Origin of the sequence: Streptomyces sp. NBC_01384, from assembly GCF_045040035.1 — a bacterium.
GTDB lineage: Bacteria > Actinomycetota > Actinomycetes > Streptomycetales > Streptomycetaceae > Streptomyces.
In genome coordinates this window covers 2,899,849-2,916,277 of record NZ_CP109559.1, presented here as the reverse complement: position 1 = coordinate 2,916,277, position 16,429 = coordinate 2,899,849, and the positions used below count along the sequence as shown (strand labels likewise).

The following is a 16,429-nucleotide window of genomic DNA, read 5'->3' as shown; positions in this document are numbered from 1 at the left end:
CGCCCCGCCCGTGTGGACTACGGCCAATGCTTCGCGCACGCGCGTGGCTGAGACATCTACCGAAACATGATCAGGAGGCAAGCCGTGAGCGCGACCGCGGACCACGCGGAGGAGCGGACCAACCCGGCCGGCAGGCTGGGGTTCGAGCCCGGACAGGTGGTCCAGGAGATCGGCTTCGACGACGACGTCGACCACGAGCTCCGTGAAGGTATCGAATCGTTGATCGGCCAGGACCTGGTCGATGAGGACTACGACGACGTCGCTGACGTCGTGCTGCTGTGGTTCCGCGACGAGGACGGCGACCTTACGGACGCTCTGGTGGACGCCATCGGTCTCCTTGAGGACGGCGGCATGATCTGGCTGCTGACCCCGAAGACCGGCCGGGACGGCTACGTCGAGCCCAGCGACATCAATGACGCCGCCCAGACCGCCGGCCTCTCCCAGACGAAGAGCATCTCCGTGGGGAAGGAGTGGTCGGGCACGCGCCTGGCCACCCCCAAGGCGAAGCGCTGAGCTCCGGCTCCGTCTGGCGCAGAGCACTGTGCGTGAGGCCCCCGCCGACATTCCGTCGACGGGGGCCTTTACCCATGGCCGGAGTGTCGGGGCGTGTCGGGGTGCGCCGGGGGAGTGGAGGGATCGCTGCGTAGGCTGGGCGTCACCCGAACAGTCCCTTGGAAGGGAAGCGTGTGACTATGGCGATCGAGGTCGGCACCGAGGCACCGGACTTCGAGCTCAAGGACAACCACGGCGCCACCGTGAAGCTGTCCGACTTCCGCGGTGAGAAGAACGTGGTGCTGCTCTTCTACCCGTTCGCTTTCACCGGCGTGTGCACCGGCGAGCTGTGCGCCCTGCGCGACGAACTGCCGAAGTTCGTCAACGACGAAGTCCAGCTGCTGGCCGTCTCCAACGACTCCATCCACACCCTGCGCGTCTTCGCCGAGCAGGAGGGCCTGGACTACCCGCTGCTCTCCGATTTCTGGCCGCACGGCAACACTTCGCGCGCTTACGGCGTCTTTGACGAGGACAAGGGTTGTGCCGTGCGCGGCACCTTCATCATCGACAAGGCGGGCGTCGTCCGCTGGACCGTCGTCAACGGTCTGCCGGACGCGCGTGACCTGAACGAGTACGTGAAGGCGCTCGACACCCTCTGAGCCGACACCCTGTGATTCTTCGGTCGCAGGGCCTGCAGGGTGCGGGAACCCGTCACTAGGATCGACACGTTGATCCGATACCAACGCACGACGGGGCTCCCCGCCCCCGGACACCAATGGGAGGACTCGTGGGAGTCAGCCTCAGCAAGGGCGGCAACGTATCGCTGACCAAGGAGGCCCCGGGACTGACCGCGGTCATCGTCGGTCTGGGATGGGACGCCCGTACGACCACCGGCGTCGACTTCGACCTCGACGCCAGCGCCATCCTCACGAACGCGGAGGGCAAGGTCAGCACCGACCAGAACTTCGTGTTCTTCAACAACCTGAAGAGCCCGGACGGCTCGGTCGAGCACACCGGGGACAACATCACCGGTGAGGGCGAGGGCGACGACGAGCAGATCAAGGTCAACCTCGCCGCTGTCCCGGCCGACGTCCAGAAGATCGTGTTCCCGGTCTCCATCTACGACGCCGAGAACCGCCAGCAGTCCTTCGGCCAGGTCCGCAACGCGTTCATCCGCGTGGTGAACCAGACGGGCGAGGCGGAGATCGCGCGTTACGACCTCTCCGAGGACGCCTCGACGGAGACCGCGATGGTCTTCGGAGAGCTGTACCGCAACGGCCCGGAGTGGAAGTTCCGCGCCATCGGCCAGGGCTACGCCTCGGGCCTGCGCGGCATCGCGCAGGACTTCGGCGTCAACGTCTGACGTCAATGTCCGACGGGAACGTCCGAGCCGTATCGCCTTCGGCTCTCCGGTCCGGCGCCGCACCCCTCAGGTGCGGCGCCGGGCCCGCTGTACAACTGAAAGCCTGACCTCGGGGAGGACCAGCATCATGGGCGTCACGCTCGCCAAGGGAGGCAATGTCTCCCTCTCCAAGGCCGCACCCAACCTCACACATGTGATGATCGGGCTCGGCTGGGACGCGCGCTCCACCACCGGAGCCGACTTCGACCTCGACGCCAGCGCTCTGCTGTGCAATTCCGGCCGGGTGCTCGGCGACGAGTGGTTCATCTTCTACAACCAGCTCAAGAGCCCGGACGGCTCCGTGGAGCACACCGGTGACAACCTCACGGGTGAGGGCGAGGGCGACGACGAGTCGATCCTGATCGACCTCTCCAAGGTGCCGGCCAACGTCGACAAGATCGTGTTCCCTGTCTCCATCCACGACGCCGACAACCGCGGCCAGACCTTCGGCCAGGTCAGCAACGCGTTCATCCGTGTGGTCAACCAGGCCGACGGCCAGGAGCTCGCCCGCTACGACCTCTCCGAGGACGCCTCCACCGAAACGGCGATGATCTTCGGCGAGGTCTACCGCTACAACCAGGAATGGAAGTTCAGAGCGGTCGGACAGGGGTACGCGTCTGGTCTGCGGGGCATCGCGCTCGACTTCGGAGTCAATGTTTCCTAGGGCCGCCCGAGTCAGCCGAAGCGGCGGCCCTTTAGACTTCGTGGTCAACGGTAGGTAAAGCCGAGTACGGCGCGGGGGAGACCCGTACACACACGATGATTGGGTAGCCAGTGCTTCTGAAAACCTTCGGCTGGTCTTTTGCGGTCACCGCGATCGGCCTGGTCGCAGGCGTGATCTACGGGGGGTGGGAAGCCTTTGGCATCGTGGCGATCCTGGCCGTCCTGGAGATCTCGCTGTCCTTCGACAACGCGGTGGTCAACGCCGGAATCCTGAAGAAGATGAATGCCTTCTGGCAAAAGATCTTCCTCACGGTCGGCGTGCTGATCGCCGTCTTCGGCATGCGACTGGTCTTCCCCGTCGTGATCGTGGCAGTCACCGCCAAGAAGAGCCCCTGGGACGCGGTCAACCTCGCGCTGACCGACAAGGACCAGTACCAGCAGCTGGTGACCGACGCTCACCCGGCGATCGCCGCCTTCGGCGGCATGTTCCTGTTGATGATCTTCCTCGACTTCATCTTCGAGGAGCGCGACATCCAGTGGCTGCGCTGGATCGAGCGCCCGCTCGCCAAGCTCGGCAAGGTCGACATGCTGTCGGTCTGCATCGCCCTGGTCGCCCTGCTGATCACCTCCATGACCTTCGCGGTCCACGCCCACCAGCACGGCGGCGCGCACGTCGACAAGGCGCAGACGGTGCTGATCTCCGGCATCGCGGGCCTGATCACGTACATGGTCGTCGGCGGGCTCTCCGGCTACTTCGAGGACAGACTCGAGGAAGACGAGGAGCGGGAGCACGAGGAAGAGGAGGAGGCCGAGCGGTCCGGCAAGAAGAAGCCGGCCGTAGTCCTCGCCGGCCAGGCCGCGTTCTTCATGTTCCTCTACCTGGAAGTGCTGGACGCGTCCTTCTCCTTCGACGGTGTCATCGGCGCCTTCGCCATCACCAACGACATCGTGCTGATGGCGCTCGGCCTCGGCATCGGCGCCATGTACGTCCGCTCGCTCACCGTCTACCTGGTCCGACAGGGCACCCTCGACGACTACGTCTACCTCGAGCACGGCGCGCACTACGCCATCGGTGCCCTCGCCGTGCTCCTCCTGGTCACCATCCAGTACCAGATCAACGAGGTCATCACCGGCCTCGTCGGCGTCATCCTGATCGGCTGGTCCTTCTGGTCCTCGGTGCGCCGCAACAAGGCGCTCGCGCAGGCCGAGGGAAAAGCGGCGGCCTCGGACGAGAAAGCTGAAGTCTCGTCCGGGGTCTGACATCCACGGACTCAGGGGTTGACACCCCTCCGGCCGAGGAACGCTCTGAACGGGGCGGCCGTCGAGGACGAGTCCTCACGGCCGCCCCGCCGTATATCGAGGCAACGTGGGGGCGGGACAACGGAATGGGCTTCTGGGACGACCTGTGGCGCGGACGCTCGACGGACTTCGATTCCGGCAGCGCGGCCACCAACGCGATCGCACTGACCAGGCGGAGCCACACGGTCTCGCTCACCAAGCAGGGCGCGGCCACCGGCAACCTGCGCATCAACCTGTCCTGGCGGATGCGCACCTCCGACATCGGCGGCGGCCAGCAGCGCGGCAGCCTGCTGCGTCACCCCCTCAAGACCTTCAAACCGGACGTGGTCCAGGCGCACACCCAGAGCATGGTGAACGTCGACCTCGACCTCGGCGTCATGTACGAGCTCGCGGACGGCTCCAAGGGCGTGGTGCAGCCCCTGGGCAACTTCCTCGGCGACATCAACGACCCGCCGTACGTGAAGCTCAGCGGTGACGACCGGTTCGGCTCGGGGTCCGGCGAGACGGCCTATGTCAACCTCGACCACCGCGACGACATCAAACGGCTGCTGGTCTTCGTCTACATCTACGACCAGACCCCCGCCTTCGACCGTACGCACGCCATCATCACGCTCTACCCGAGCAACGGCCCCCGGATCGAGATCGGCCTCGACGAACGGCATCCGCAGGCCCGCTCCTGCGCGGTCGTGATGATCGAGAACAACAAGGGCGAGATCACCGTGCGCCGCGAGGTGAAGTTCGTGTACGGGTTCCAGGCGGAGCTGGACCGGCTGTACGGGTGGGGTTTGCAGTGGGGGCGGGGGTACAAGTCGAAGGCCGAGCGTTAACGCTGCCGCTGGGCTGGACCGGTTCGTCCAAGAGCTCGGGTTCGTCCGGTGGGGTGGCGGCCGCTGGTCCGTTGTGGCTGGGCGCGCCCACGCGGCGGAGCCGCATATGTCACAGCCCCGCGCCCCTTTCGGGGCGCTGCCCCCTAACGGCCGATGAATTGTGGGCCCTGCGGCGGCAGTCTGAAATCCGGGTCGGGGAGTGAGCCGACCGCCTGGGGGAAGCCGTAGGCCGGCTGGACCGCGGGGGCCGTCTGGGGCTGTGGATAGCCGTACGCGGGCCGGCTCGTCGGCTGGGGGTAGCCGTAGGCGGGCTGCACGGGGGCCGTCTGCGCGGGCTGTGGGTAGCCGTACGCGGGCTGCTGGGGCACCGGGGCGGCCTGCTCGGGCGGCAGCGGCACCGAGGTCTCCGGCGAGCCCACAGGGGCGGCCCAGCCGGCGGCGTCGGGTACCGGCTCGGGCACGGGCCCGGCGGACTCCGGCTCCGACTCGTCCACCGTGATCCCGAAGTCCGAGGCGAGCCCCTCCAGACCGTTCGGATAGCCCTCGCCGAGCGCCCGGAACTTCCAGCCCTGACCGCGCCGGTACAGCTCGCCGCAGATCAGCGCCGTCTCCATACCGGTCTCCGGCTTGATGTCGAAGTACGCCAGCGGTTCACCGTCCGCGCCCGACGCGTCGTACAGCAGGATGCGCAGGGAACGTACGTTGTCGAAGGTGACGCCGTCCGCCGATGCGACCAGCAGAATCTGTCCGACACCGGACTCGACACCCGCCAGATCCGTCTGGATCGTGTCGGTGAGGCCCTCGGTGACGCGCTTCTTGCCGAGTCGCCAGACCTTGCCCGAGGGATGGCGTGGCTGATTGTAGAAGACGAAGTCCTCGTCGGATCGCACACGACCGTCGGGGCCGAGGAGCAGCGCCGAGACATCGACATCGGGAACACCCTGCCCGGGCGTCCACCGCAGCACGGCACGTACCGCCGTGGCGTCCAGCGGGACGTTCGACCCCTTCAGCATCGCGTGCGTCATGCGATCATCCTGCCCTCTCGGTCCTGGTCACGACAACGCGGGGGTAAGGATTCCCGGTCGGGATGTGCGGGCAACCGACATGGCCGGGTTACCAGAACTTCACGCCCGGCGGGAACGACTGACATGGATTTGTACGTACTATTACCGGCCACATCATGTAGGGCCGCCTAGCCGTCACGGGGGAGTTTCATGCGTCATTTCGGGCACATCGCCCCTGAAGAGCGGCAGCGTCTCTTCTACCGGGAGCCGTGCGTCTTCACCGCCGAGTCGCCCGCCCGCGTGCTCGCGGCGGCCCTCGGAGCCACCCTGTACAGCCCCGCGACCAGACCCCAGCTCGCCGACGACGTCATCAAGCAGGCCGGGCGCGGCGTGGTCTCCATGGTGCTGTGCCTGGAGGACTCGATCGACGACGCCGAGGTGGTGGGCGCCGAGGAGAACCTGGTCCAGCAGTTCACCGACCTGGCCGGCCGGCCGGAAGGCGACGGGCTTCCGCTGCTCTTCGTACGGGTCCGCGAGCCCGAGCAGATCCCGGACCTCGTCCAGCGGCTCGGCGCGTCGGTGCGGCTGCTGTCCGGATTCGTACTGCCGAAGTTCACGGAGGAGCGGGGCGTTCCGTTCATGGAGGCGCTCACCGCGGCCGAGTCCGCGAGCGGGCGCCGGCTGTTCGCCATGCCGGTCCTGGAGTCGCCCGGGCTGCTGTACCTGGAGAGCCGCCGGGAGACCCTGGAGGGCATCTCCCGGGTCGTCGACAAGTACCGCGACCGCGTCCTCGCGCTGCGCCTGGGCGTCACCGACTTCTGCTCGGCGTACGGGCTGCGCAGGGCGCCCGACATGACCGCGTACGACGTCCAGATCGTCGCCTCCGTGATCGCCGACGTGGTGAACATGCTGGGACGCGTCGACGGCACCGGGTTCACGGTGACCGGGCCGGTGTGGGAGTACTTCCGGGTCCAGGAGCGCATGTTCAAGCCGCTGCTGCGCCGCAGCCCCTTCGAGGAGGGCGAGGTCGAGGAGCTGCGCGAGACGCTCATAGAGCACGACATGGACGGGCTGCTGCGCGAGATCGCCCTCGACCGGGCCAACGGTCTGCTCGGCAAGACCTGCATCCACCCCTCGCACGTGCCGGCGGTGCACGCGCTGTCGGTCGTCAGCCATGAGGAGTACAGCGACGCGCAGGACATCCTGAAGCCCGAGCGCGGCGGCGGGGGTGTGCTGCGGTCGGCGTACACGAACAAGATGAACGAGGTGAAGCCGCACCGCGCCTGGGCCGAGCGCACCCTCCAGCGCGCCGAGGTGTTCGGCGTGGCGAACGAGGACATCGGCTTCGTGGAGCTGCTCGCGGCCGGCCTGCCGACCTGAACCGGACCGGCCCGACCAACCGACCAACCGACCTACCGATCGACCAACAAGGAATCGATGAAGAACGTGGTGTGGACGGGGACCTGGGTCGCCGAGCGGCTGGGCGTCGAACTCGTCGGTGACGAGAAGCTGAGCGACCTGCTGGGGCTCGCGCTGCGGCGCAACCCCCGGCGGGCGCATCTGCTCGTCTCGAACGTGCTCGGCAAGCACGTCCCGCAGTCGCCGTCCGTGGTCTACGGATACGGGTTCGCGCTCGGCCGCCGGGTACGGGAGCTGCTCGGTACCGAGGACGCCCGCGCCGCCGTCGTCCTCGGCTACGCGGAGACGGCCACCGGGCTCGGCCACTCCGTCGCCGACGGCGTCGGCCTCGCGCCCTACCTCCACTCGACCCGCCGCCCCGTCCCGGGCGTCGACCCGGCGGGCGGCTTCGAGGAGTCCCACTCCCACGCCACGTCCCACCTCCTCCTCCCGGAGAACCCCGACCTGCTCGCGGGTTCGGGCCCCCTGGTCCTCGTCGACGACGAGTTCTCCACCGGCAACACGGTCCTCAACACCATCCGCGACCTCCACGCCCGCCATCCCCGCGAGCGGTATGTCGTCGTGGCGCTGGTCGACATGCGCTCGGCCGCGGACCTGGGCCGCCTGGAGGCGTTCGCGACGGAGATCGGCGCGCGGGTGGACCTGGTCGCCGCGGCAACCGGCACCGTGAAATTCCCGGAGGGCGTACTGGAGAAGGGCCAGGCGCTGGTCGCGGAGTACGAGACCCACGCCGCCACCGAGCCCGCTCACCCCCGTCGGGGACGCCCCGGCACCACCCGCGTCGAGCTCGGCTGGCCCCGGGGCGTTCCCGACGGGGGGCGGCACGGGTTCGCGCCCGAGCATCGAATACGGCTGCACGCGGCGCTGCCCGCCATGGCCGCGCGGATCGCCGACGCGTTGCCGGGCGGGGCGCGACGGGTGCTCGTGCTCGGCTTCGAGGAGTTGATGTACGCGCCATTGCGGCTGGCCAGGGAGCTGGAGCAGGTGGTGTCCGCCGAGGTGCGGTACTCCACGACCACCCGGTCCCCGGTGCTCGCCCTCGACGACCCCGGTTACGCCATCCGGACGCGCCTCGTCTTCCCGGCCCATGACGACCCTGCCGACGGCCCGGGCGAACGGTACGCCTACAACGTCGCGGGCGCCGGGTTCGACGCCGTCGTGGCCGTGGTCGACTCCGCCGCCGACACGCCCGAACTGCATGCCCCCGACGGTCTGCTGGCCCGGCTCGCGGAGCACACCCCGAGCGTCCTGCTCGCCGTCGTCCCGTCGTACGTCCCCGCACGGCCGTCCACCGAAAGGCCCTCCATGCTCCCCGAGCCCCTCCGCGGCCCCGCCTTCTCCTCGTACGCGCCCGACGAGGTCGGCTGGCTGCTGCAGGACCTGTCGGACGTGACGCTGGAGGCGCCGACCGAGGAGCGCGAGGAGGCGATCCAGAGCGGCGGCGCCCACTACGCGGAGTCGCTGCCGGTCGAGTACCAGCCGAGCCCCCAGTACCAGGAGCTGTTCCAGACGGCCCTGGGCACCTCGGCCGCCCGGATCGCCCAGGCCGTCGGCGCCGTCACCGAGCTGGTGCTCGCCACACGCTCCCCGCGCCCCGTACTCGTCTCGCTGGCCCGCGCCGGCACCCCCGTCGGCGTCCTGATGCGCCGCTGGGCCCAGCACCGGCACGGCCTCGACCTGCCGCACTACGCCGTCTCCATCGTCCGCGGCCGCGGCATCGACGACAACGCGCTGCGCTGGCTGGCCGCCCACCACGACCCCGCCGACGTCGTGTTCGTCGACGGCTGGACCGGCAAGGGCGCCATCACCCGCGAACTCACCGAGGCCATCCGGGAGTTCGAGTCCGCCGAGGGCATCACCGGCTTCGACCCGGAGATCGCGGTCCTCGCCGACCCGGGCTCGTGCGTACGGACGTACGGCACCCGCGAGGACTTCCTCATCCCCTCCGCCTGCCTCAATTCGACGGTCTCCGGCCTGATCTCGCGTACGGTGCTGCGCTCGGACCTGGTCGGCGAGTACGACTTCCACGGCGCGAAGTTCTACCGCGAGCTCGCCGGCTCCGACGTCTCCGTCGACTTCCTGGACGCCGTCGCCGCCCACTTCCCCGACGTTGCCGACGCGGCGTGCGCCGAGGCCAAGGAGCTGCTCGCCGCCGACCGCACCCCCACCTGGGAGGGCTGGGCGGCCGTCGAGCGGATCAGCGAGGAGTACGAGATCCACGACGTGAACCTCGTCAAGCCGGGCGTCGGCGAGACCACCCGCGTCCTGCTGCGCCGCGTCCCCTGGAAGATCCTCGCGCGCGCCGGAGCGGGCGCCGACCTCGACCACGTACGCCTGCTGGCCGAGCAGCGCGGGGTGCCCGTCGAGGAGGTCGACGAACTCCCCTACACCTGCGTGGGGTTGATCCACCCGAAGTACACGCGCGGCGCGACCGGTGCCGACGGCAAGGCGGTGACCGTCTGATGTCCACGCCCAAGGTGCTCGTCGCCAGCGATCTCGACCGTACGCTGATCTACTCCTCCGCCGCCCTCGCGCTGACCATGCCGGACGCGCGGGCGCCCCGGCTGCTCTGCGTCGAGGTGCACGAGGCCAAGCCGCTGTCGTACATGACCGAGACGGCCGCCGCGCTGCTCACCGAACTCGGCGACAGCGCGCATTTCGTGCCCACCACGACCCGCACCCGTAAGCAGTACCAGCGCATCAACCTGCCGGGCCCCGCCCCCACGTACGCGATCTGTGCCAACGGCGGGCACCTGCTCGTGGACGGCGTCTCCGACCCCGACTGGCACGCGGCCGTGACGGCGCGGCTCGCCACCGAGTGCGCGCCGCTGGCCGAGGTGCGGGACCACCTGGCGGCCACCGCAGACCCGGCCTGGGTCCGCAAGCACCGGGTCGCCGAGGACCTCTTCGCGTATCTGGTGGTGGAGCGCGAGCTGCTGCCCGAGGAGTGGGTGAAGGAACTCGCCGTCTGGGCGGAGAACCGCGGCTGGACGGTGTCGCTGCAGGGGCGCAAGATCTACGCCGTGCCGAAGCCGCTGACCAAGAGCGCGGCCATGCGTGAGGTGGCCCGCCGCACCGGCGCGCTCCTGACCCTGGCGGCCGGGGACTCCCTCCTCGACGCCGACCTGCTGCTGGCCGCCGACCGCGGCTGGCGCCCCGGCCACGGGGAACTGGCCGAAACCGACTGGACGGCACCCGCGATCACCGCCCTCCCGGAGCGGGGGGTGGCGGCGGGGGAGCGGATCCTGCGGGAGTTCGTACGCGCCTGCGGCCGCCCGGACCCGGCCTGAGCGAGGGCCGTGCTCGGTCCGGGCGGGGCCCCTGCGCGGCCTGTACGGGGGACTTGTCCCGTCTGAGTGGCGGATTTGTCCGGTCTGTGTGGGGCGTGGGCGACGGGAAGCTGAAGACCTGCTGAAAAATCCTGGCCGATCAGCCGCAGCAGCCCCCGCCGCAACACCCGCCTCCGCCCCCTCCGGCCGGGCGCGGCGCGGGCGCGGACGCCGAGCCGCCGGTGGCGACGGCGACCGTCGACAGGAGTTTCACCGTGTCGTCGTGCCCGGCGGGGCAGGCCGCGGGGGCGGCGGATTCCGCCATCGGGCGGCTCAGTTCGAATGTGTCGCCGCAGGTCCGGCAGCGGTACTCGTAGCGAGGCATACGCACAGGTTAGCGGGCGGGTGCCGACGACCGAAGTGTTCCGTGCCTCGCGACCCAGCACGCCAAGAAGGCCGGGCGCATCTCGGACCAGCGGTTCGACCTCGGCGGCTACCAGATCTACACGACTCGGCGTACTACGCGTACCGCACCTGATCACTGCTTAGGGGTCCTTCGCCCCGGGGTCCATGGCCTTGGGTGTCGGCGCGGCCTTGTGACTCTGCTGCAGGGCCGCTGCCGTGGCCGACTCCTGCAGCGCCCGGATCCGCTCCTCCCGTTCCACCTGCTCAGGATGACGGGCTCTGTAGTACGGGTTGTCGTGCGGCAGGGCCGAGCCGACCCTCCCGTACATCCCGAAGAACATCAGCAGGACGCCCACCACAAAGCTGAACAGCACGTTCTGGATGTGGAAGGCGAGGAAGTTGTAGCCGGTGTCCAGCAGCGACAGGTTCAGGAAGCCGCTGACGATGAACAGGACGCCGAAGACCATGTTGAGGGTCGAGGCGAAGTTCCCGCCGATCACCATGCCCACGAACAGCAGCAGCCCGACGCAGATCGACAGCACGCTGAGCGAGCCGTTGGTGTTCAGTCCTACGACCGTGTCTCCGTGGGTGGTGAAGAAGCCGACCTTGTTGGTCAGACCCAGGATGCCGAAGGCGAGCAGTGCGAGGCCCATCAGGCCCGCGCCGATCCGGTAGAACTTGCTCAGCCGGTGATCGACGGGCAGATGCTCATCGAGGTTGATGCGCCTTCTGGACCCCGGGTGAAGTACGTGCGTGGCCATATCCGCCTCCCTCTGCAGCTAGCGGAGGCCGTACGTACCTCCCAGCATCCGCCAGGGAGCTCAGGATCGCCAATACGGAAGGGGCGGACCCGGTCAGGCGGGGCCGCCGCGCTCCTCGCGGATCTGCGAGACCACCCGGGCCGCCGTCGCCCGTACCGCCTCCGTCTCGGTCAGGAAGTGCCAGTAGTCGGGGTGGCGCCCCTCCAGCGAGGCGACGGCACGCTCCAGACGGGCGACGGAGTCGTCCAGCGGGCGGGCGTGCCGCGGGTCGGGGGTGTTGCGGCCCGCCATGGCCAGGCGCTGGGCGTCACGGATGGCGAACCGGGTGCGGTCGATCTCCTGCTGTGGATCCTTGGCCACGGCGTTCAGCCGCCGCAGCCGGTCGCCGGCCGCCGACACGGCCTCGTCGGTCCTGTTCAGCAGCGCCCGCACGGTGGACAGCAGCGAGGTGGCGTCCGGCCAGCGCTGCGCGTCGCGCGCGGCCTGCGCTTCCTTCAGCTTCAGCTCGGCCTGCCGTACGTTCTCCGCGGCCTGCTCCGGTACGTGCTGCAGGTCCTGCCAGCACGCGGCCGCGAACCGGCGCCGCAGCTCGCTGAGCACCGGCTCCACCTGCCCGGCGCGGGTGGTCAGCGCCTCGGCGCGGGTACGCAGCGACACCAGCCGGTGGTCGATCTCGGCAGCCCGCTCGGGCAGCCGCTCGGCCTCCGCGCGCACCGCGCCGGCCTCCCGCGAGACCCGCTCGGCGCGCTCCAGCGTCTCCGGTACGCCATGCTGTCCGGCCCCTTGGTTGAGCTTGGTCAGCTCGGGCCCGAGCGCGGCCAGCCGGGCGGCGAGATCATCGGCCCTGAGCCCTGTCTCTCGTACGCCATCAAGGGCGTTCGAGGCGGCGAGCAGGGCCTGCCGGGCGCGCTCGACGGCGGGGGCGAGCCGGGCCAGCTGCGTCTCGGCCTTGCTGAGCAGCGGCGAGAGACCCTGCGTGAACCGGTCCAGATCCTGTTTGACCCGCCCCAGCTCGTCCTTGGCGGCGGTGAGCTCGGCGCGGGCGCGCGCGGCGACCGACGCCTCCAGCTCGTCCCGGTCGAGATCGTGGGCGTCGACGGCCTCGATGTACTTCTGACTGGCCTCGTCGATGCGCCGCCCCAGCGCCTCGAAGTCGGAGACGGCGCGGCGGGCGGCGGGGGAGTCGTCGACGGCGGTGATGGTCTCGATCGAGATCCGCAGATCGCGCTGGGCGGTGTCCAGCTCGTAGAAGGCGGCCGCGGCGGCGTCCTTCGCGGCCTGCGCCTCGGCCCGCTGACTCTCGGCCCGCCCGCCGAACCACCGCCGGGTGCCGCCGCCCGCGAAGGCGGCGGGCAGCGCGAGGGCGGCGACGAGGGGGAGGGCGAGGAGGACCAGGACGTCCCGGTACGGGCGGGGCCGACGAGGTGCCGACTGCCGAAGTCGCTGTTGCCGCAGTTGTTGTCGTACTGGCTGTTGCAGTCGCTGTCGCTGCGCCCAGGGCACAAATGACACATCTGGTGTGTGCGGCTCTGAAGGTGTCGCCGTCACATCCCTCTCCCGTGCTGTCATCCGTCTTGCCCGGTGTCATTCTCCCACCGGTTAAGGACGAACACACGGGTCGGTCAGTTCGCGCTTCGTACTGTGATGCTTCCGTCGTTTGCGCGGGCGGACACCATGTGGGGTTCGACGGGGGATCCGGGCGACTCCCGGACCGGAGGTGGAGTTGACCCCCGCCCCGTTCGCCGGATACGGGTTTGCGGGGCATCCCCCCGGGCAATGTAGGCTGTCGACTCGTCCTGGGCGCGTAGCTCAGCGGTAGAGCGCCGCCCTTACAAGGCGGATGTCGGCGGTTCGAAACCGTCCGCGCCCACCAGTCTCAGGACGCGAGAAAGGCCCAGGTCGGCCGGGGTGAACCCGGGACCTGGGCCTTGATCTTTCTCGGCCGCAGGGTGGCGCCGTTCCACTCACATGCCGACCCGCTTGCCGCGCAACCGGTCAGGTCGTTACTTGCCACCGTGGTCCTCACCCGTGGGGACGGTCGTTGATGCACGGTTCGCTGCGGGCTGCGACTCGGTGGCGTCCGTCGGAGGAACCCAGGCACAGGCGAGGGATCCGCCGATCAGGCCGGAAACCAACCCGATGAAGAGGCCCCCGAAATTGGCGACGGGAAACGAGATGAGGGCGAGCAGAATGACCGTGATCCCCGCGAACACGCGCGCCTGCTGGTGGAACAGGAGGGAGATGGCCAGGACCACGAGCAGAACCCCGATGATCAGCGACCCCGCGCCGGCCGAGGTCGACAGTGCCAGTGGGATGGCGCCGAACTTCAAGTGCACGTACGGGAAGTAAAGGATGGGCAAGCCCGCCGCGAAGGTGAACAGTCCTGCCCAGAAGGGGCGTTCATCCCGCCAGGTCCTGAATCTCCGTCTGGCGTCGGTGGCAGCGACGCGCAAGTTCCGGTGTCTGCCGAACAGTTCGAAGAACACGTGGGCTTTCCCTGATGTGTGGCGGGCGGGAGTGCGCGGCGAGCGGGCGCGGAAGGCGCGTGCTCCGTGCCGATGGGTCAGAAGCATTCGTGGTGGCCCTGCTTGAGCCGCACATCGAGGTCCGGAACGTTGAACGTGGCGGCCGAGACCGCGACCGTGGTGAAGTGCACGTCGCTCAGGGAGACCGAATCCGCCTGCTGAGCAAAGCCGTTGGGATCGAAGAACCGGGATTTCCTGTCCCCCGGACTGATCGGACCCTTGCTGACCGATCCCGCCGCCACACCGATGTCGAGGTCGTCGAAATTCGCCTGTGTGCTTGACAACGATGTCGCGTCGAGGAACAAGTTCTTCGCCTCGACCCGGCGCCGTTCGCCGCCGGTGACCTTCAGCGTGTACGGGCCCAGGACCGGGATCGAGACCACCACGGACTGGCACAGCCCGCTGATCTCCGCATGGCTGGCCCCGGTGACCACGACCGGCACGAGGTCGCCCTTCCTGGTCACGTCCACCATGCTGTATTGGCTCAGACCACGGACGTCCAGAGTGTCCAGGGCCACCTGGAACTTCTGGCCGGAGATGAAGAACGACGCGGCCAGTACTCCTTGCGCCATGCCGATACCGAGGGCCGCGGCGGCTGCGACACTCGGGACGAGAACGGCGGCGAAGCGCTTCCAGGAGGTCCTGCCGGCGCGGTGCAGCATCCCGTCTCCTCCGGTCATGAAGTGGGCCCGCCGATGCCGGGCAGGGGTGGGCGACGCCCCTCTCTCTAGTGGCGGATCCTAGGCTTCCCGGTGCGGCAGCCGACGGCACGCCAGGTCGGCCAGACGGGTGATGTGGTTTCCGTTGCGGCATCCGGATGACACGCGGTGCGGTGACGCGGTCGATGTCTGCGATCTGCCGACAATCGCCGGGTGGACGCACCTCGGGTTTCTGCGGCGGAGGACTCCACGGCGGGCGCCGACGAAGACGAGCCCGGTTCTGCCGGCCGCCGCGTACTCGGCCAGGTGGTGCGCCGGCTGCGGCATTAGGCGGGCGTACCGATCGGGATGATCTGGAAGCGCCCCTCGCAGGCCTGTAGGTCCGGGAGAGGAGCGAGCGTGAGCGGGTGGGAGTCCCCCGGGATCCAGATTCGGGCGCCGTAAGGGGGTTCCCAGTGTGTGGGCGCGTAGCAGTTGGGTCCGAGCTCCAGGGTCCACAGCAGGCCGTAGGAGGTCTTCCCTCCTGGCGTGAGCAGGACCAGTGTGGGTGCCGGTCCGGTGGTGCGGGTGACTGTCACGGGCCTGGGGTCTGTCGTGTTCACGGGCTTGCCGCAGTGCGGGGCAGAGTCTCCGGCGCCGCAGGCCAGAATCGCGTCGTCGCCGTAAACGGTCAGCCCGGCCCAGCCGCGAAGCGAGCAGGTGCTACGTGAGCTGTTGCGCAGCACGATCTGCGTGGCGAAATCGCCGACCCTGCCGCCGTCCGGCCGGTCGGACCGCCCCGCCGAGACCACCAGGTCCGCTGAGCGGCACCCTCGTACAGCGGTCGTCCGCGGTCGCGTCGGGGTCGACAGTTTCGGTGCGGGCTTCGCCCTGTTCGAGGGCGAGGTGGCCGCAGCGCTTACCGCCGCCTCCCGAATCGCCGGGGACGCAGTCGGCGTCGGCGCGGGCTCCGCGCTGTTCGAGGGCGAGGTGGCCGCACCACTCACTCCCGTCTCCGGCGCTCCTTGCTCGTACGCCGGATCCGCCGAACACCCCACCACGAGGCCCAGCAGCATCCCGGCCACCAGCGCCCGCCCCCACACGTTGCCCATCTGGGGAAACTAACGACGGGCCATTCGACGCCAGGCCGATGAGTATCTTGTTCACCGAATGTTTCATACGTCGGCCATGCAGGTTGTCTGACGGATCGGCGGTGGCCCTCGGGTGAGCCGGGTGGTGCGGCGGCTGTACGGCTGGCCGATGGTGGGAGTCTCGCCAGTGCCGGCCTGGACAACCTGCACGGTTCAGTTGCGCTGTGTCAGAAGACCGGGGCGTTCATCCAGGCCTATACGCAGGACCGCGCCGTCGTCGCCTCCGTCTGCGTCTGCGTCTGCCGGGATGTGGAGCGAGGCAGGATTCTGATCCTTCCTCCCTGCGGTGTCCGTCAGGAGCGGCTCGCGCTTCGGGGGCCGGCAGTGGAGGTCGCCGTCCCACAGGAAGGCGATCCGACCCGGTGGGAGGCGCGGACCCTGGCAGAGGTGAATCCCTACTACGGGGGGCGGCAATTCGCCGACGGGCAGTGGCCCTCCGCGGTGCAGCACGCCGAGCAGGACGAACCGAACTCCCCAGGAGCCATGTGCGGCCTGCCAGAGTGCCGGGGTGCCAGGGGTGTACGTCCGGATCGGGAGCTTTGCCGGGCCCGGCAAATTCGTTGGTCCCCCTTGC

17 protein-coding genes and 1 tRNA gene are annotated in these 16,429 nt (G+C 69.2%); 11 read left to right on the top strand and 7 right to left on the bottom strand.

Annotated elements, in window-relative coordinates; all coding sequences use genetic code 11:
* The first annotated feature begins 84 nt into the window (after positions 1–84).
* From OG747_RS13245 to OG747_RS13220, 6 genes are all read left to right on the top strand, one after another.
* Positions 85–513 carry a DUF3052 domain-containing protein gene (locus OG747_RS13245; RefSeq protein WP_405879521.1) on the top strand — a complete coding sequence of 143 codons (429 nt, stop codon included), beginning with the start codon at positions 85–87 and terminating at the stop codon, positions 511–513.
* Positions 514–692: 179 nt separating this feature from the next.
* On the top strand, positions 693–1,151 hold the full coding sequence (locus OG747_RS13240; protein WP_405879520.1) for a peroxiredoxin: 459 nt from the start codon (positions 693–695) through the stop codon (positions 1,149–1,151).
* A gap of 128 nt (positions 1,152–1,279) precedes the next feature.
* Positions 1,280–1,855 carry a TerD family protein gene (locus OG747_RS13235; RefSeq protein WP_405879519.1) on the top strand — a complete coding sequence of 192 codons (576 nt, stop codon included), beginning with the start codon at positions 1,280–1,282 and terminating at the stop codon, positions 1,853–1,855.
* A gap of 127 nt (positions 1,856–1,982) precedes the next feature.
* On the top strand, positions 1,983–2,558 hold the full coding sequence (locus OG747_RS13230; protein WP_054230997.1) for a TerD family protein: 576 nt from the start codon (positions 1,983–1,985) through the stop codon (positions 2,556–2,558).
* A 110-nt stretch (positions 2,559–2,668) separates the two neighbouring features.
* Positions 2,669–3,817: a DUF475 domain-containing protein gene (locus OG747_RS13225; protein WP_405879518.1), complete on the top strand. Its 1,149-nt coding sequence runs from the start codon at positions 2,669–2,671 to the stop codon at positions 3,815–3,817.
* A 125-nt stretch (positions 3,818–3,942) separates the two neighbouring features.
* Entirely contained in the window at positions 3,943–4,683 is a 741-nt protein-coding gene (locus OG747_RS13220) for a Tellurium resistance (RefSeq protein WP_405879517.1), read from the top strand.
* Positions 4,684–4,826: 143 nt separating this feature from the next.
* On the opposite strand, the gene OG747_RS13215 is transcribed toward OG747_RS13220, so the two are convergent.
* Entirely contained in the window at positions 4,827–5,708 is an 882-nt protein-coding gene (locus OG747_RS13215) for a TerD family protein (protein ID WP_405879516.1), read from the bottom strand.
* Positions 5,709–5,897: 189 nt separating this feature from the next.
* Between OG747_RS13215 and OG747_RS13210 the strand changes: the two genes are divergently transcribed.
* Genes OG747_RS13210 through OG747_RS13200 form a run of 3 tightly spaced genes read left to right on the top strand, consistent with a single transcriptional unit; the run spans position 5,898 to position 10,396 of the window.
* Positions 5,898–7,067 (top strand): HpcH/HpaI aldolase/citrate lyase family protein, encoded by a 1,170-nt coding sequence (locus OG747_RS13210; protein WP_405879515.1) that lies wholly within the window; start codon positions 5,898–5,900, stop codon positions 7,065–7,067.
* A 57-nt stretch (positions 7,068–7,124) separates the two neighbouring features.
* Positions 7,125–9,569 carry a phosphoribosyltransferase gene (locus tag OG747_RS13205; RefSeq protein WP_405879514.1) on the top strand — a complete coding sequence of 815 codons (2,445 nt, stop codon included), beginning with the start codon at positions 7,125–7,127 and terminating at the stop codon, positions 9,567–9,569.
* Complete coding sequence (locus tag OG747_RS13200) at positions 9,569–10,396, top strand: HAD family hydrolase (RefSeq protein ID WP_405879513.1); 828 nt, start codon at positions 9,569–9,571, stop codon at positions 10,394–10,396. The genes OG747_RS13205 and OG747_RS13200 overlap by 1 nt, the downstream gene beginning before the upstream one ends.
* A gap of 139 nt (positions 10,397–10,535) precedes the next feature.
* On the opposite strand, the gene OG747_RS13195 is transcribed toward OG747_RS13200, so the two are convergent.
* The 3 genes from OG747_RS13195 to OG747_RS13185 form a co-directional block, all read right to left on the bottom strand.
* The gene (locus tag OG747_RS13195) at positions 10,536–10,760 is read right to left on the bottom strand and encodes a zinc ribbon domain-containing protein (protein ID WP_405879512.1); all 225 of its coding nucleotides are present in this window, start codon (positions 10,758–10,760) and stop codon (positions 10,536–10,538) included.
* Between the two features lie 160 nt (positions 10,761–10,920).
* Positions 10,921–11,541, bottom strand: coding sequence for a DUF4383 domain-containing protein (locus OG747_RS13190; protein WP_405879511.1), 621 nt, complete (start codon positions 11,539–11,541; stop codon positions 10,921–10,923).
* A gap of 93 nt (positions 11,542–11,634) precedes the next feature.
* Positions 11,635–13,089 carry a hypothetical protein gene (locus OG747_RS13185; protein ID WP_405879510.1) on the bottom strand — a complete coding sequence of 485 codons (1,455 nt, stop codon included), beginning with the start codon at positions 13,087–13,089 and terminating at the stop codon, positions 11,635–11,637.
* Between the two features lie 250 nt (positions 13,090–13,339).
* Here OG747_RS13185 and OG747_RS13180 point away from each other — a divergent pair.
* Positions 13,340–13,414, top strand: a tRNA-Val gene (locus tag OG747_RS13180).
* Positions 13,415–13,544: 130 nt separating this feature from the next.
* Here OG747_RS13180 and OG747_RS13175 read toward each other — a convergent pair.
* From OG747_RS13175 to OG747_RS13165, 3 genes are all read right to left on the bottom strand, one after another.
* On the bottom strand, positions 13,545–14,114 hold the full coding sequence (locus tag OG747_RS13175) for a DUF6114 domain-containing protein (RefSeq protein ID WP_405879509.1): 570 nt from the start codon (positions 14,112–14,114) through the stop codon (positions 13,545–13,547).
* Positions 14,105–14,728 carry a DUF6230 family protein gene (locus OG747_RS13170; protein WP_405879508.1) on the bottom strand — a complete coding sequence of 208 codons (624 nt, stop codon included), beginning with the start codon at positions 14,726–14,728 and terminating at the stop codon, positions 14,105–14,107. Before OG747_RS13170 ends, OG747_RS13175 begins: the two co-directional genes overlap by 10 nt.
* Positions 14,729–15,051: 323 nt before the next feature.
* Positions 15,052–15,516 (bottom strand): DUF4232 domain-containing protein, encoded by a 465-nt coding sequence (locus OG747_RS13165; protein ID WP_405885526.1) that lies wholly within the window; start codon positions 15,514–15,516, stop codon positions 15,052–15,054.
* Between OG747_RS13165 and OG747_RS13160 the strand changes: the two genes are divergently transcribed.
* The gene (locus OG747_RS13160) at positions 15,440–15,829 is read left to right on the top strand and encodes a hypothetical protein (protein ID WP_405886092.1); all 390 of its coding nucleotides are present in this window, start codon (positions 15,440–15,442) and stop codon (positions 15,827–15,829) included. The genes OG747_RS13165 and OG747_RS13160 overlap by 77 nt on opposite strands.
* The last annotated feature ends 600 nt before the right edge of the window (positions 15,830–16,429 follow it).